Annotated in this window: 16 protein-coding genes; all 16 read left to right on the top strand. The window is 71.1% G+C overall.

Annotated elements, in window-relative coordinates; all coding sequences use genetic code 11:
- The 16 genes from P2H44_RS06365 to P2H44_RS06290 all read left to right on the top strand — a co-directional run bounded on the left by P2H44_RS06365 (position 1) and on the right by P2H44_RS06290 (position 14,551).
- Positions 1-930, top strand: a complete 930-nt coding sequence (locus P2H44_RS06365) for a phage tail tube protein (protein ID WP_275762623.1) — start codon at positions 1-3, stop codon at positions 928-930.
- Positions 931-945: 15 nt separating this feature from the next.
- On the top strand, positions 946-1,272 hold the full coding sequence (locus P2H44_RS06360) for a hypothetical protein (protein ID WP_275762622.1): 327 nt from the start codon (positions 946-948) through the stop codon (positions 1,270-1,272).
- Positions 1,273-1,361: 89 nt separating this feature from the next.
- A complete protein-coding gene (locus P2H44_RS06355; RefSeq protein ID WP_275762621.1) occupies positions 1,362-1,607 on the top strand; it encodes a DUF1799 domain-containing protein in 246 nt (81 codons plus the stop codon).
- Complete coding sequence (locus tag P2H44_RS06350) at positions 1,608-4,373, top strand: phage tail length tape measure family protein (protein WP_275762620.1); 2,766 nt, start codon at positions 1,608-1,610, stop codon at positions 4,371-4,373.
- Positions 4,370-4,867 carry a hypothetical protein gene (locus P2H44_RS06345; protein WP_275762619.1) on the top strand — a complete coding sequence of 166 codons (498 nt, stop codon included), beginning with the start codon at positions 4,370-4,372 and terminating at the stop codon, positions 4,865-4,867. The genes P2H44_RS06350 and P2H44_RS06345 overlap by 4 nt, the downstream gene beginning before the upstream one ends.
- Positions 4,864-5,238, top strand: coding sequence for a hypothetical protein (locus P2H44_RS06340; RefSeq protein WP_275762617.1), 375 nt, complete (start codon positions 4,864-4,866; stop codon positions 5,236-5,238). The genes P2H44_RS06345 and P2H44_RS06340 overlap by 4 nt, the downstream gene beginning before the upstream one ends.
- Positions 5,238-8,021: a host specificity factor TipJ family phage tail protein gene (locus P2H44_RS06335; RefSeq protein ID WP_275762616.1), complete on the top strand. Its 2,784-nt coding sequence runs from the start codon at positions 5,238-5,240 to the stop codon at positions 8,019-8,021. Before P2H44_RS06340 ends, P2H44_RS06335 begins: the two co-directional genes overlap by 1 nt.
- Complete coding sequence (locus tag P2H44_RS06330) at positions 8,021-8,371, top strand: hypothetical protein (protein WP_275762614.1); 351 nt, start codon at positions 8,021-8,023, stop codon at positions 8,369-8,371. The genes P2H44_RS06335 and P2H44_RS06330 overlap by 1 nt, the downstream gene beginning before the upstream one ends.
- Positions 8,368-8,808 carry a hypothetical protein gene (locus P2H44_RS06325; RefSeq protein WP_275762613.1) on the top strand — a complete coding sequence of 147 codons (441 nt, stop codon included), beginning with the start codon at positions 8,368-8,370 and terminating at the stop codon, positions 8,806-8,808. Before P2H44_RS06330 ends, P2H44_RS06325 begins: the two co-directional genes overlap by 4 nt.
- Complete coding sequence (locus P2H44_RS06320; protein ID WP_275762612.1) at positions 8,808-10,898, top strand: hypothetical protein; 2,091 nt, start codon at positions 8,808-8,810, stop codon at positions 10,896-10,898. The genes P2H44_RS06325 and P2H44_RS06320 overlap by 1 nt, the downstream gene beginning before the upstream one ends.
- A 13-nt stretch (positions 10,899-10,911) precedes the next feature.
- Positions 10,912-11,400 carry a transglutaminase-like domain-containing protein gene (locus tag P2H44_RS06315; protein ID WP_275762611.1) on the top strand — a complete coding sequence of 163 codons (489 nt, stop codon included), beginning with the start codon at positions 10,912-10,914 and terminating at the stop codon, positions 11,398-11,400.
- Positions 11,401-11,421: 21 nt separating this feature from the next.
- Positions 11,422-11,868 (top strand): hypothetical protein, encoded by a 447-nt coding sequence (locus P2H44_RS06310; RefSeq protein ID WP_275762610.1) that lies wholly within the window; start codon positions 11,422-11,424, stop codon positions 11,866-11,868.
- Positions 11,865-12,773: a hypothetical protein gene (locus tag P2H44_RS06305; protein ID WP_275762609.1), complete on the top strand. Its 909-nt coding sequence runs from the start codon at positions 11,865-11,867 to the stop codon at positions 12,771-12,773. The genes P2H44_RS06310 and P2H44_RS06305 overlap by 4 nt, the downstream gene beginning before the upstream one ends.
- A complete protein-coding gene (locus P2H44_RS06300; RefSeq protein ID WP_275762608.1) occupies positions 12,770-13,042 on the top strand; it encodes a hypothetical protein in 273 nt (90 codons plus the stop codon). Before P2H44_RS06305 ends, P2H44_RS06300 begins: the two co-directional genes overlap by 4 nt.
- Positions 13,039-13,347, top strand: coding sequence for a hypothetical protein (locus P2H44_RS06295; RefSeq protein ID WP_275762607.1), 309 nt, complete (start codon positions 13,039-13,041; stop codon positions 13,345-13,347). The genes P2H44_RS06300 and P2H44_RS06295 overlap by 4 nt, the downstream gene beginning before the upstream one ends.
- Positions 13,348-13,762: 415 nt before the next feature.
- Entirely contained in the window at positions 13,763-14,551 is a 789-nt protein-coding gene (locus tag P2H44_RS06290) for a cyclase family protein (RefSeq protein ID WP_275762606.1), read from the top strand.
- Positions 14,552-14,554 lie beyond the last annotated feature (3 nt).

Genomic DNA, 14,554 nt, shown 5'->3' with positions numbered 1-14,554 from the left:
ATGGCCCTCTATTGGCGCCGCCAGACGATCCTCGCGAAGATCGAGACCACCTACGGCACGGACGCGAGCCCGGTCGCCGCCAACGGCATCCAGGCCTCCGAGGTCCGCTTCGCCCCCATGGAGGGGCAGGACGTCGACCGTGGCCTGGAGATCCCGTGGATGGGCCACCAGGGCACGCTGTCGGCGGGCCTGCACGCGACCCTGTCCTTCAACGTCGAGCTGCAGGGCTCCGGCACGGCCGGGACCGCCCCGGCCTGGGGGCCGCTGCTGCGCGCCTGCGCCGTCGCGGAGACGGTCGATGCCGGCGTCTCGGTCACCTACAACCCGGTCACCGACGGGCACGAGTCGGCGACGATCTACTTCGCGATCGACAGCACCCGCTACGTGCTGAAGGGCGCCCGCGGCACCTGCCGGATCGGCGTGACCGCCCAGGGCATCCCGGTCCTGCAGTTCGCCTTCACCGGCCTCTTCTCCCAGCCCACCGAGGAGACCCGGGTCACGCCGGTGCTGACCGGCTTCAAGAAGCCGCAGATTGCCACCAGCGCCAACACCCCGACCTTCACCATCAACGGCGACGACTACGTGCTGCGCTCCCTCCAGCTCGACCTCGCCAACCAGGTCGAGCAGCGGCTGCTGATCGGCTCCGAGGCGATCGTCATCGTCGACCGCGCCGACATGATCGAGGCGACGATCGAGGCCGTGCCGATGACCACGCTCAACCCCTTCGCCCTCGCCGCCGCGGGCACGGCGATCGAGGTGGAGCTGGTTCACGGGAACGCCGCCGGCTCGATCGCCACCCTAAACGTCCCGGCCGCGCAGATGCAGCGGCCGGCCGGCATCGAGAACCAGCAGAAGATCGTCGAGTGGCCCCTGCGCCTGGCTCCGCAGCCCGTCTCAGGCAACGACCAGTGGACCCTCGTCCTGACCTGAACCGGAGACGCACCGATGCTGAAATTCATCCGCGAGCCGCGCTTCGCGCACGTCGTGACGGTCAAGGCCGCCTCCGGCGACGAGCCGGCCCAGACCATCCGCACCGTTTATCGCGGCCTCCACGACGACGAGGCCCGCACCTTCGACCTCACGTCGGCCGAGGGCGAGAAGGCCTTTCTCCGCGCCGTAGTGGCCGAGGTCCACGACATCCAGGACGAGGACGGCGAGGAGCTGCGCTCGTCGCCCGAGCTGATCGAGGCGCTGCTGGGCTGGGGCTACATCCGCTACGCGCTGGTGAACGGGTACTTCGAGGCGCAGCTCAAGGCCCGCCTGGGAAACTGAAGGCCGCCGGTCGCGCCTGGGCGACCGGCCGGCTCGGCGACGACGGGCGGGACGAGGCCGCCCGCACGGCCGCCCTCTGGGGCCTGGAGTTGCCGGAAGACGCCTTCGACCCCGATCCCGACGACGGGATCTGGGCGGAGAACGAGGCGGCGCTCCGGGCCTTCCTGGCCGTCGCCAGCCAGTGGCGGGACGGTGGCCTGGACTACGCCGGCGCCCGCGCCGGGTTCGAGCTGGCCGGCCTCGACGTGGGCCCCGCGCTCTGGGGCGAGGTTCGGGTGATCGAGGCCGGCGCGCGCGAAGCGATCGCCGAGGAACGGGAGAGGAGGGAGAGGTAGATGGCGTTCCGCGCAAGCCTGCTGGTCACGGCCGACGCCGCCCAGGCCAAGGGCGTGCTGCGCGAAACCGCGTCTGAAGTCTCCAAGACGACCGAGGCGACCCGCGCCTCGGGGACCGCCTCCACCGCCGCCGCCGCGGAGATCCAGCGCCTGGTCTCCGCCCGCCGCGAGGAGGCCGCCGCCGCGGGCCGTCAGCAGGCCGCCATCCTGCAGGTGGTCAACGCCTATGGCGGCGTCCGCGCCGCGGCGGCATCGGCCGAGACCTCCGCCTCGGTCTTCACCGCCGAGATCGACCGTCAGGCGCGCGGCTTCCATGACCTGCGCATGGCGCTGGACCCGGTCTACCGCAGCTCCAAGCAGTACGAGGCGGCGGTCGAGACGGCGACCAATGCGGTGCGGATCGGCGCGGCGACGCAGGCCGAGGCGAACCGGATGATGCAGGTCGCAGAGGCGCAGTACCTCTCGCTCGGGACCGGCATGCGCCAGCTCGGGACGGCCTCGCAGGCCGGCACCGCCCAGCTGGGCAACCTCGCCGCGCAGTTCAACGACATCGGCGTCATGCTCGCCGCCGGCCAGTCGCCCCTGCAGCTCGCCCTGCAGCAGGGCACCCAGATCAGCCAGGTGCTGGGCCCGATGGGCGCCGGCGGCGCGGTCCGGGCGCTGGGCGCCGCCTTCCTTTCGCTGCTCAACCCCATGTCGCTGATCACGATCGGGACGATCGCCGCCGGAGCCGCGCTGTTCTCCTGGCTGCGCGAGGCTGTGCCCGAGACGATCGACCTCGGCGAGGCGCTGGAGGACGCCGAGAAGAGCGTCGACGCCCTCACCGCCGCGAGCCGACGCCTGTCGGTCGGGGCGCTCGACGAGCTGCAGGAGAAGTACGGCCAGGTCACCCGCCAGGTCCGCTCGATGCTCGAGGCCCAGCGCGCCCTCGCCCAGCTCGACGCGGTGAAAGCGCTCAACCAGACGCAGGCGGCGGTGGCGGGCTCCGTCGGCGAGGCCTTCGGCAAGGTCACGACGGACTGGGAGACCTTTCGCCGGACGTTCACCAACACGACCGACCTTACGTATTCGCTGAACAAGGTGCTGGGGCTGTCGATCCAGCAGGCGGAGGCGCTCTACGCCGCCTACCGGCGTCTCGAGTCGGCCGATGGCGTCGAAGAGAAGGTCGCCGCGTACCGGGCGATGTACGACTTGGTCCTTCAGACCTACGGCGGCCTGGAAAAACTCAACGACGCTCAGCAGCGCTTCGTCAAAAGCCTCATCGGAGCCGAGAGCGCGGGCCGGGCCTTCATCGCCCTCGACATGGAGACCCCCGTCGCCCGCGCCGCCGACCGTGCCCGGGCGCTGGCCGACGAGATTTCGCGCGCGGCGGCCGAGATCCGCGGCATGGGTCAGAGCGCCGAGGCACGCCTGCAGGACGCGAAGATCCGCCGCGACTTCGCCGGCGACCCGGTCGAGATGGCGCGCCGCCTCGGCGTGGCCTCCATGGAGCGCACCCAAGCGCCGCTGCGCGAGACGGCTCCGGCGGCCGAGCTGGCGGCGCTGGATGCCCAAGCGGCCGCCTACGGCGCGGTCGAAGCCGAGATCGCCGCCGCCGATGAAGCCCGCCGCAAGCTGCTGTCGACCTCGCGGTCCGGCGCGCGGGACTTCGACCAGGAGCGCCAGGCGGTGGAGACTTTGCTGGCGCAGGAGCGCACACGCCTGGCGGTCCTGCGCGAGACCGACCCCGTCCGCCAGCAGCTGCTCTCGGTCGCCGACCGCATGACCGCCGCCACCGCCGCCGAGCGGACCAAGCTGGAGGGTCTGGTCGCCGCCCGCATCCGCGCCACGGACGCCGCCCGCGTCCAGGACATGGTCGACGGCCTCCAGAAAGAGCTGGACGTCATGCGCGAGCTGGACCCGGTCCAACAGGAGATGATCCGCCTGCGCGACCGTCTCAAAGGCGCCACCGACGAGGAGCGCGCGGCGGTCGAGCTGCTGATCCGGGCGCGCGAGGAGGAGGCCGAGGCGAACCGCACGGCGGACTATTTCGCGGACACGGCCTACGACGCCTTTGAGGGGCTGATCCTGAAGGGCGAGGACGCCACCGACGTCGTCCGCGACCTGACCGCCGCCCTGGCGGAGGCCGCCTGGAAAGCGGCGCTGCTTGGCGAGGGCGGCCTCGCCGGGGCTTTCGGCACGAAGGAGTCGGGCGGGCTCTTCGGGATGCTGGCCAAGGCCGTCGTCGGTGGGGTGGCCGGCGCCGCCGGCGGGGCCCTCGCGGGCGGCATCTCCTCACCCTACTCGGGCTACAGCACCGCCGACGTCGCGAACCAGTATGCAAGCTACGGTCTCGGCCGAACCGGGGCGGTCGCCCTGGCGGGCGGCGGTCGCGTCGTCGGCCCAGGGACCGGCACCTCCGACAGCATCCCGGCGCTGCTCTCGAACGGCGAGTTCGTCGTCAACGCCGCGGCCGCCAACCGCCACATGGCGCTGCTGGAGGCGATCAACGGCGGCGCCGGCGACTTCGCCCGGGCGCAGGCGACCCGCCCCACCCTCGTGCCGACCCCGCCATCGGGTGGCGGCGGCCGAGGCGGCCACGCCGTGAACGTCTCCACCACCATCCAGGTGCAGGGCGGCCCGGACCTGGCGGCGCAGCTCCCGGCAATCCTCGATCGCCGCGACGAGGAGCTGAAGCGCGACATCGGCATCCTGATCGAGAGCCCCGGTTCGGCCATCGACGGCGCCCTGACCAAGCGCGGTGCGAAGCGGAAGGACCTGGTATGACGTCCGACCCCGAACTGCAGCGGATCCTGGCCAGCGCCGTCGTCGGCAAGCGCCTGCGCGAAGGCGTCTCGCTCATCCATCCCGGCTTCTCGCAGGCCTGGAACCTGACCACGGAACCCGACGCCTGGGGCGCGGACGACGGAGCGGGCGCCACCATCATCTACAAGCCGGGCCCCATCGCGATCGTCCCCGCCGGGCTCGACGAGAGCGGTCGGGGCGAGATGCAGATCCGCATCGCGACCCTGCCGCAGGTCTGCGAGGAGCTGGTCGCGGCCTCGGCCCTGTCCTCGGCTCCGCTGACGCTGATCGACCGCGTCTACATCTCCGACGAACTCGTGCCGCGCCTGGTCGTCTTCACCGAACTCGCAGGGCTCGACGTCGATCCCGGCGCCGGCGTCATCTCCGGCGTCGCCTCCATGCCCAACCTCGACGGCATGATGTTCCCGCGCCTGACCTGCAGCGTCGATCTTTACCCGGGGCTGGATCGCGCATGAACGGCGTCATGGATCCCGCCGCCCTGGTCGGAGCGCCCTGGCTGCGCGGCGGCCGAGATCCGCTCGGCGGCATCGACTGCTGGGGCGTGGTGCTCCTCTGCATCCCGGGCGTGCCCGACTACGCGGGCGATGCGCAGGCCCGCATGGAGCTGGCCGTGGCGTTCGCGAAGGGCTGGCGCGACGAGCGCTGGCGTCGGCTCGCCGCACCGCGGGACCGCTGCCTGGTGATGCTCGAGCCCACCCACGCCGGCGTCTTCTGGCGGGGCTACGTGGTTCACGCGACGCGGGCTGACGGCGTGCGCGCCGACCCGGCCTCGGAGCTGTCCGCCTGCGGCTTCCCCAGCCCGACCTTCATGGAATGGAGGCCCTGATGGGCGCGCACCTGGCCTACATCGAGGACCCCACCGCGCCCGAGCGGGTCGAGCATCACCGGATCGACGGGACGGTGAAGGCCTGGCTCGAAGGGCGGTTTCAGGAGCCGTTCAAGGGCTTCGTCCTGCGCCGCAGCGGGCAGGAGGAGGTTCCCGAGAGCGACTGGGGGTTCGTGCCCGACGAGGACGAGATCGTCTTCGTGTTCCAGCCCCCGCAGGGCCTCGACCCCGCGACCATCGCCGCGATCACCGCCTTCGCCAAGAGCGTGCTGATCAGCATCGCGGTCAGCGTCGCGCTCACCGCGCTGACGATGCTGCTGTTCCCGGCCCCGGACCAGCCCGCCTTCGCCCAGGCGGAGAAGCCCTCGCCGGTGTTTTCGGTCAGCTACCCGCAGAACACGCCGAGGCTCCACGAGGCGCTCCCGATCCTCTACGGCCGGCTCACCTACGCGCCCGACGTCGCGTCGATGCCCTACAGCTTCTACTCCGACAACGAGCACTACGTCGTCGTGCTGCTGACGGTCACCTGCGGCGAGTGCGACGTGAACGCGGTCTACGCCGGCGAGACCAACCTCGACGGCCTGCCGGACGGCGCCGCCCGCTGGAGGGCCTTCGGGCCGGGAGACCACAACCGCGACCACGGCGTCGTCGGGACGAAGTTCGGGATCTGGGAGGACGTGGTCACCAGCACCGACGTCCGGGGGCTCGACCTTCGCTCCGCGACCGCGGACCAGACCCATGTCCTCGGCGCCGAGTTCGTCGCCCCGGACACCATCCGGCTCCATGCGACCGGCGACGCGGTGGACGCCTTCGAAGTGGGCGGGACCGTCACGGTCTCTGGCACGACATCGAACGACGCCGCCTTCACCATCGTCTCCAGGAATCGCGCCGGCTCGAAGACCGTCCTGAACGTCGGCTCGGGCGTGACCGACGAGAGCTTCTCCGAGACCCTGCTGCGGACGTTCGACCTGGGGACGGCCTCTCCGCGGGGCGCTCGCCAGCAGTGGACGCTTGAAGAGGAAGCGCCGGGCGGCGCGCTCGGCATCGCGACCGGCGACCGCGCTCGCGTCGTCGCCTCGGGCGTCGACCAGTACGGCACGGTGGAGAGCTACAACTACTACGTCGACTCCGAGGGCGGGGACGGCGCCGGCGACGGCGGCCTGCACCAGCTCCGGCTGAAGAACCTCGGCGGGGACCTGATCGGCGGCGGCTACGCGAACGTCTCGGTCTACGAGACCGACCCGCCGCCGACCTTCGACACCTCCGGCGTGCCGCGCTGGCTCGGCCCCTTCCGCGTCGCCAAGCCGGGCCAGAGCATCAAGAAGATCGAACTGGATCTCGAGTTCCCCTCGGGGCTCTACGAGGCGAACACGTCGACGGGCGAGCTGGAGGCGACCAGCGTCGACCTGCGCTTCCAGATCCGCGAGATCGATGCGGACGGGAACCCCGTCGGCGAGTGGGAGACCCATGACCTGACCGTCGCCACCGGCGACCACCTCGCCTCCGGCGTTCCGCTGAACAAGGCGATCCGGCTTTCGCACGCCATCGAGGTCGGCGGCGGCGAATGGCAGGTCCGCGGCCGCCGCATCACCGCCGAATCGACGGCGGCCGCGGATCAGAGCCGCTGCGTCTGGGCTCAGCTGAAAGGCTACCGCATGCTGCAGGCCTCCCCGGTCTATGGCCCGGTCACCCTGCTCGCCGTCGAGTTCAAGGCCAGCGCCGGGTTCTCGCAGGATGCCATCAGCCGAGTGCGCGTCGCGGCCCACCGCCGGCTCGCCGCGATCCGCACTCCCTGGAGCGGCAGCGAGGTGGGGCGGTCGCGCTCTCCAGTGCGGGCGATGTACGACATGCTCTGCAACCCGGAGTACGGTCTCGGCCTCGATCCCGCGGTGTTCCTCGAACTCGCCGAGATCCGGGCGGCGCGGGCCCTTCACGCAGCCGCGGGCCTGACCTTCGATCACCTGGTCACCGACCGCAGCAGCGCCTGGGATGCCGTCAAGCTCGCCCTGCAGCCTGCGCTCGCCAAGCCTCTCGTGGTCGGCGGCAAGGTCACCATCCGGCAGGAAGGCCCCAAGGTCGCCCGCACGCTCCTGTTCAGCCCGCTCAACGTGCGGGCGGGCAGCCTGCGGATCCGCTTCGGCTTTCGGAGCGCCGGCGACCCGGATGGCGTGAAGGTGGTCTGGCGCAACCCCGACAGCCTGGCCGAGCAGACCGCGCTTTGGCCCGAAGACGCGGTCCGCCCCACCGAGCTGAAGATCTACGGCCTGACCGACGGCGACGCGGCGCTGGACATGGCGAAGGTCCGCTGGCGGCAGCGGGAAGGCGCCCAGCTGCTGGCCGAGTTCGAGATCGAGAACGAGAGCCGCATCGTGCGAAGCGGCGAACGGGTCGGCCTCAGCTGGCCCACCTTCGGCTGGGGCGACGCCGCGCAGGTGGTCGAGGTCGACGGCCTCGTCCTCACCCTGGACCGGCCGGTTCCGGACGTCGGCGGCAACCGCTGGGCGGCGCTGCGCGACGATCGCGGCCGGACGATCGGTCCCGTGCAGATGAGCAAGACCGGTCCGCGCCAGATCACCCTCGCGGCCGATCCCGGGATCACCCTCCATGCGCTCGGAGGCGATCGCGATCCCACCCACGTGGCGATCGGCAAGGGCTCCGGTTTCCTCCTCGACCTGGTCGTGGACGCCGTGACGCGCACCGAGCGCGGCCGGGCCAAGGTGACCGCCCGCCGCTACCTGGAGAGCGCCTTCGACGGGACCGTCTACGAGGAGCTGGAAACCTGATGGCGACGTGGCCCGCAACCATTCCCCACCCGCTCGTCGAGCCCTACGCGCCGAAGCTCTCGCTGCCGGCGGCGCGCCAGGACTTCCGCACGGGCTATGCGGCGCCGCGGCGGCTGGCGACGGTCCTTCCGCAGTCTCTCGTCGCGTCCTGGGCGCTCTCGCGGGACCAGGCGCGCGACTTCGTGCTCTTCGCCCGCGATCATGCCGACGAATGGTTCGAGCTGAGCCTGCGCATGCCCGGCGAGGCCGACGCCACCACTCCGGCGCTCGCGCGCTTCACGTCGTCGGTCTCGATGACCGCGGTCCCGGACGGCTGGCGCTGCCGCGCCGAGCTGGAGGTCGCGGCATGAAGGTGTTTCCCGCCGGTCTGCCGTTGCCCGCCATCAGGGTCGACCTCGATCTCGGCCTCGACCGCACCGGGATGACCGGCGGCGTCGTGCGCAGCCGTCGCCTCTTCGCGACCCTTCCGATGACCTGCGAGGTGACCTGGCGGCTGACGCGGGCCGAACGGGTCCAGCTCGTCGAGTTCATGGACGAGGTCGGCGTCGATCTCTTCCGGGTTCCCCTGCGTGTGCCCGGAGATCCTCGGCCGTTCCGGTCCGTGGTCGCCGAGTTCGCCACTGGTCTCGATCTGGAGTGGACCACCGAGAGCCACGACGACGTCACGGCCACGCTGATCGTGCGGAAGGTCGAGGTGGTCCTCGCGTGGGGCGCGCTGCTCTCGCCCGACGGCTCCCCGATCGCCGCGCCATCCGGCGTCCCGGTCCACTACGAGGAGCTGGGCTGATGTCGCTCTACGACCCGCGCACCTTCTGGTCGCCGCTCGGCACCCTGCGCGGCGACGAGACCGTCGCCGGCCTCTTCGGCGTCGACGTCTCGCCCTCCTATCGGCAGTACCGGACCTTCCAGGAGGTCATGGACGACACGATCGAGGGCGCCGGCGTCGACGTCTTCGCCATCGTGGTGATGGGCGCGGCCGCGCACGGCGATGTCGGCGCGCCGATGGTGTTCCGCTGGACGCCTACGGAGCCGGCCCACCCCGGCAAGCTCCACAGCAACGGCGGCACGGTCTGGTGGCAGCTGGAGGTCCCGGTCGCCACGCCCACCATGTTCCAGGCCCCCGCCGGCGGCGTCCTCGACGCCCACGCCGGTCTGCTCGCCGCCTGCCAGTACGCCGGTGCGATGGGGCGCGAGGTCCACATCTACAACCAGACCTTCGGCCTGGCGCAGACCCTCGCCCTGAGCGGCTACGAGGACCTCACCGTCCGGTTCTTCGGCGCCGCCTGGCTGAAGTACATCGGCCCCGGCGGAACGGACTCGGCGCTGATCGAGCTGATCGACTGCCCGCGTTCGACCTGGGACAAGCCGCACTTCGACCTCGACCGCAACGCCTGGGACGCCATCCGGGTGAAGGGGTCGGGCGCCGGCAACCAGACCCAGAGCGGCGGCACCCGCCTGATCGACGGCGAGATCCGCGACTTCATGCGCTACGGCGCCCGCTTCCACTCGCAGGCGGACAACTTCGAGATCACCGGGACCTTGATCGAGCGCCGCTGGGACGGCCCCGATCCGGGCGAGAGCGAGCCCGTGCCGGTCGCCACCCCTGCCGGCGTGGTCCCGGCCTGCGTCCGCTCGGATACCGTCGGCAAGATGGTGGGCGGCAAGCTGGGCGGCGTCCCCGGCTGGTGCTGGCTCACCTCCACCGAGAACGAGGCGAACGGCGACCCGAGCCTCGCCGACGCCGGCCGCAACTCGCTGATCGGCGTGCGGCTCAACGCCGGCGAATTCGGCTACGTCCGCCACGACGCCGCCGGCAAGTTCACCGACAACCAGGCGACGACCCTCTCGCACTGCTACCTGGAGAACACGGGCCTGCGGAACGCCGCCCCCAACGCCGGCAACTACTCCAGTCGAGCCGCCCAGGCCTTCTATGCGTCGAACAAGGGCCGCATCGTCATCGACAGCCCCCGGAAGTTCTCGAACAACTACGCCCAGCGGGTGTTCGCGGCCGACACCGGCGGCTCCATCGTCTACCGCGAGGGCGCCGGCCTGCAGGGCGCTCAGCCCGAGCACGCGATCGGCACGGGCACGACCCTGTGGCTGAACCTCGACGGCACCGGGAAGTTCTACCCCGACGGCCTGACGCTCCGCGACCAGATCGCCCTGACCTACGACGCGGCCGGGACGACCGGGAAGCAGAACGCCTACTTCAGCCGGGACAAGAACGGCGCCGGCGGCGGCGCCCTGGGGGCCTTCGTCTCCGGTCAGTCGAAGATGTCGACCACGGGCTACTCGATCATTCCGGGGCGCGGGTCCGGGTCGAAGCTGAACCTGATGGACGGCACGACCACCGGCTGGACGGCTTCGCCGGCCGTCGCGACCTTCACCGCCGGAACGGACCCCGCGGCGTGGATGCAGCCCGGGCAGGCGGTGATCAAGATCACCGGCGACGGCACCACCGGCAACATGACGATCTACCGGGACCTGGTCCTCAACAACATGAAGGGCCAGTGGCTGCTGGCGCGCGCGCAGCTGAAGCTCACCGAGGGCACGAGTCACCCGAACCCGGGCGCGAAGATCGTGATCAGCGATCCAAACCGGCCGCCATCGCCGGTAGAAGATCCCGAGAACCCGCCCGCGCCCGAGGATTACGCGATCCACGACTGCGCCATCGCGTTCCAGGGCGAGCCCGGCTACGGGCAGGAGGCCTTCGAGACCTACGACACGCGGTTCTTCGCCGAGGACCTGGCGCTGATCCTGAGGGACGTCTGCACGGTGCGGATCTCGATCCACCTCAAGATCGGCACGACGTTCGCCTGCGATGACACCCTGAGCGTCCTGGCGGCCGAACTTCTCCCCCTCTCCGGCGAGTTCTGAACAGGAGCCACCCATGTCCATCGCCCTTGCCGATCTCGAAGCCGCCGTCGCCCGCGTGCAGGAGGCCTTCGTCTACACGCCGGACGGTCGCCGCGACCGCTGGCGCATCCTCGCGCCCGACGCCGACGGCAAGCTCCGGGGCGATTGCGAGGACTTCTCGCTCACCGTCCTGGCCGACCTCTACGGCGGCGCCTGGGGCGTCCTGCGCGCCCTGGTGATCACGCGCGAGGCTGCCTTGTGGCATGTCGAGACGCCCGACGACGGCCACGCGGTCGGCGAGCTGCAGACGACCAGCGGCCCCTACCGCTTCGACAACGTCTCGCCGGTGGTGCGGACGGCGGAGGGCTTCATCGCCTCCCGCCCGAACTACCGCTGGAAGTGGCGATCCAGCCCGCTGCGGATCGTCGCGAAGATGTACCCGCTGGCCGCCTTCGCGGCCTCCGCCGGCCTGGTGGTGCTGGCCGGAATCGCCGCTCATCTCCTCTTCACCGCCTTCGCCTGACCGCAGCCAAGGAAACCCGCCATGCCCGCTCTGCCCCATATCGACCGCGCCGTGCTGTCGGCGATGAACGCCGCCGGCGCCATGCACGACGCGGCCGACGCGCTGGCGACCGCGCCGGATATCAGCGTCGCCGACATGGCGGCGCACCTGGACCGCCTGCAGCTTGGGTGGGAGACGGTCGGCGCCCTGGCCGCCTATCCCGACGAGGCGGTCGCGGCCGCGGCCGAGCGGGGCTGGCCGGGCGCTCTGCCGGGCTCGCTCGGCGACGCGATCGCCGGCGCGCACGCGGCCGGGGCGGCGCTGGTGGCGAAGGTGGGGGGCTCGGCCTGCGACCCGGCCGTGACGCCCGCCTATGCCTGGTCGACGGGCGGGCGGCCGCTGGCGCGGGTGCTGACCTCGGCCGAGCTGTCGATCCTGCGGACCGAGGCCGCCGCCCTGCGCGACGCGCTCGCCTGGGCGGCGGCATGACCGACAAGACGTCCGCGGGCTCGGCCGGTCACGGGCTGTTCCGCGTCACGCCGGCGCGGCGGGTGTTCTTCGACCCGCAGGGCGGCGACGGCGCGTGGGCCGAGGGGGTCACGCAAACCCGCCTCCGCGGCCTGGTGCGCGACAAGCGCGGGGCGCTGGCGCTCGCGGATCTCGCGGCGGTGGACGTGACCGCGGACTATGGCCCGCCGATCGTGGTGGCGCAGGATTACAACGTGTACGGCACCACGACGAGTTCCGGTGAGCAGTCTGTCGATATTGTAGTCCCGGCGGCGGCTCCGGGCGATTTGCGCGTGATGCATCTGCACGTGGTCAACAGGGGATACACCTACAACGGCGGTGGAATACCTGAGATCCCGGACTGGGATATGTACAGGACCGACGACCGCCTTCCGATTGGCGTGGTCTACGCGCAGCCTGTCACGTCCAGCAACGCCGCGGGTTACACGATCCCAGTCAGCATATTGCCCGGATCGTTCATTCTCATGACGCTCCGATCTGCCGGTGCGACGGTCCTGCCCTTTGCGACGCCGGATGTGGATGGCGGGCTCGACAGCATGTTTTTGGGGGGGTTGGCGTCCTACACGGGGTCGATGGCGCGCCCTCGGACGCATCCGAATTACGTGCACTTCACCGGTGGGCACGGCTTTTCGTCTCAAATCACCTTCACCGACCCTCCCGGCGACATCACCGTTGGCCCGTATGATGGGCCGTACCCGGCAACGGAGTTCTGGGCGCGCGGTGGCAATAGCTCGTGGGGCGGAAGGACTCAGGCTGCGCTTGGCGTGCTTGATCCGGCGACGCCGGTCGCCTTCGCCTGGAGCGTGACGAGCGGGCCGGTCCTGTACGGCTCGAACCATATCCTCTTCGAGCTGCAAGTCTCATGATCTCGGTTTCCCCGCTCGTCGGCGCAACCGACTTCGACGGGGCCGAGATCGACCTCGGCACGCTCGCCCCGACCGGAGGCGTCCCGCCTTACGAAATCGTCGCAATCTGGCCGGCCGGGCCAGTCAGCGGCTTCGACCCGGACCGCATCGTGCTGGGCGTGCGGCGCGACCGGGCCGCCCGATCAGCCGCTCCCTGGCGCGTCCGTGCCAGTAGACCCGCCGCCGCCTGGCGCATGCGGCAGACCCGACCGGAGGCCACCTGGACATGACGGACATCGTCGAGATCACTGAGGGCGAGGCCTACGCCTGGGCCGTCCCCGTCGTCGACGAGGCGGGCAGCGCCTTCGACATCAGCGCCGGCACACCCACCGCCTCGGCCGAGAAGATCGGGGGCGTCGGCGGCCAGCTGGTCAACGCCTCCGCGAGCCTGGGCGACAACTACACGATCCACGCCGCCTTTGCCGCCGGTGGGCTCGCCGTCGGGCGCTGGAGGGTGCAGACCTGGCTGGAGCTGGGGGGCGAGCCTCAGATGCTCGATCAGTTCGAGATCCGGGTTCAGGAGGCCAACGGCTGAGAGGGTTTCAAGGCCCGTTCAACGCCCCGAAAAGTGCTGACACTTTCCTTGCGCGCCTGCGCCACCAATTTTTGCGCGCTACAGTCGCTTCGCGATCCTGGACCCCGGCGGGCGAGTCGCTCTTTACGGCATCAGCGAGAGACGGCTCCGAAGAACAGGCGCTTTGCGAGGACCCCGGGCGTCGCGCCGGGCGCCTGGGGCGGCGGGCTGAGAGACGGGGGGCAGGCGGCGCCCCGGCTGGGGCGCGCCGCGGGCGGGGCGGGGGCGAGCGTCGCGACGATGGACGCGGCGCCTGCGAGGGAAGGGGGCGGCGGGCGGCGTGGAAACGCTGGACGGCCGGCGCGGGCTGGGGCAACCTCGCTGCAATTCAAACAAGCGCTTCATACAGGCGCTGGAAACGACAGGGAGGGCGCGCATGCCCCGGAAGCTGATCGACCTCTCGGTCGCGCTGGAGGCGGGCATCGCCTCGGACCCGCCCGGAAGCCTGCCGGAGATCGCCTACCACCCCCACGCCCAGACCGCCCCCCAGCTCGCAGCCCATTTCCCCGGGCTGACGAAAGACGATCTGCCCGGCGGCGACGGCTGGGCGGTGGAGCGGCTGGCGATCTCGACCCACAACGGCACGCATCTCGACGCGCCCTATCACCACCACTCCACCATGAACCGCCGGCTCAACGGCGGCGAGCCCGCCTGGACCATCGACCAGGTGCCGCTGGAGTGGTGCTGGAACAAGGCCGTGAAGCTCGACTTCCGGCACATGGAGGACGGCTACGTCGCGACCCCGGGCGACGTCGAGGCGGAGTTGAAGCGCATCGGGCACGATCTGCAGCCCCTCGACATCGTGGTGGTCAACACCGCCGCCGGCGGGCGCTACGGGCAGGACGACTACGTCCTGCGCGGCTGCGGCATGGGCCGCGAGGCGACCCTGTGGCTGCTGGAACGCGGCGTCCGCGTCACCGGCACCGACGGGTGGTCCTGGGACGCGCCCTTCGCCCTGACCAAGAAGAAATGGGAGGAGACCCGCGACCCCTCGATCATCTGGGAGGGGCACCGCGCCTCGATCGACATCGGCTACTGCCACATGGAGAAGCTGGCGAACCTCGACCAGCTGCCCGACCACGGCTTCGAGATCATCTGCTTCCCCTACAAGATCAAGGCGGCCTCGGCGGGCTTCATCCGCGCGGTCGCCGTGCTGGAGGACTGAGCC

Source organism: Albimonas marina (assembly GCF_029223255.1).
GTDB lineage: Bacteria > Pseudomonadota > Alphaproteobacteria > Rhodobacterales > Rhodobacteraceae > Albimonas.
This window is presented reverse-complemented; position numbering and strand designations above follow the sequence as displayed.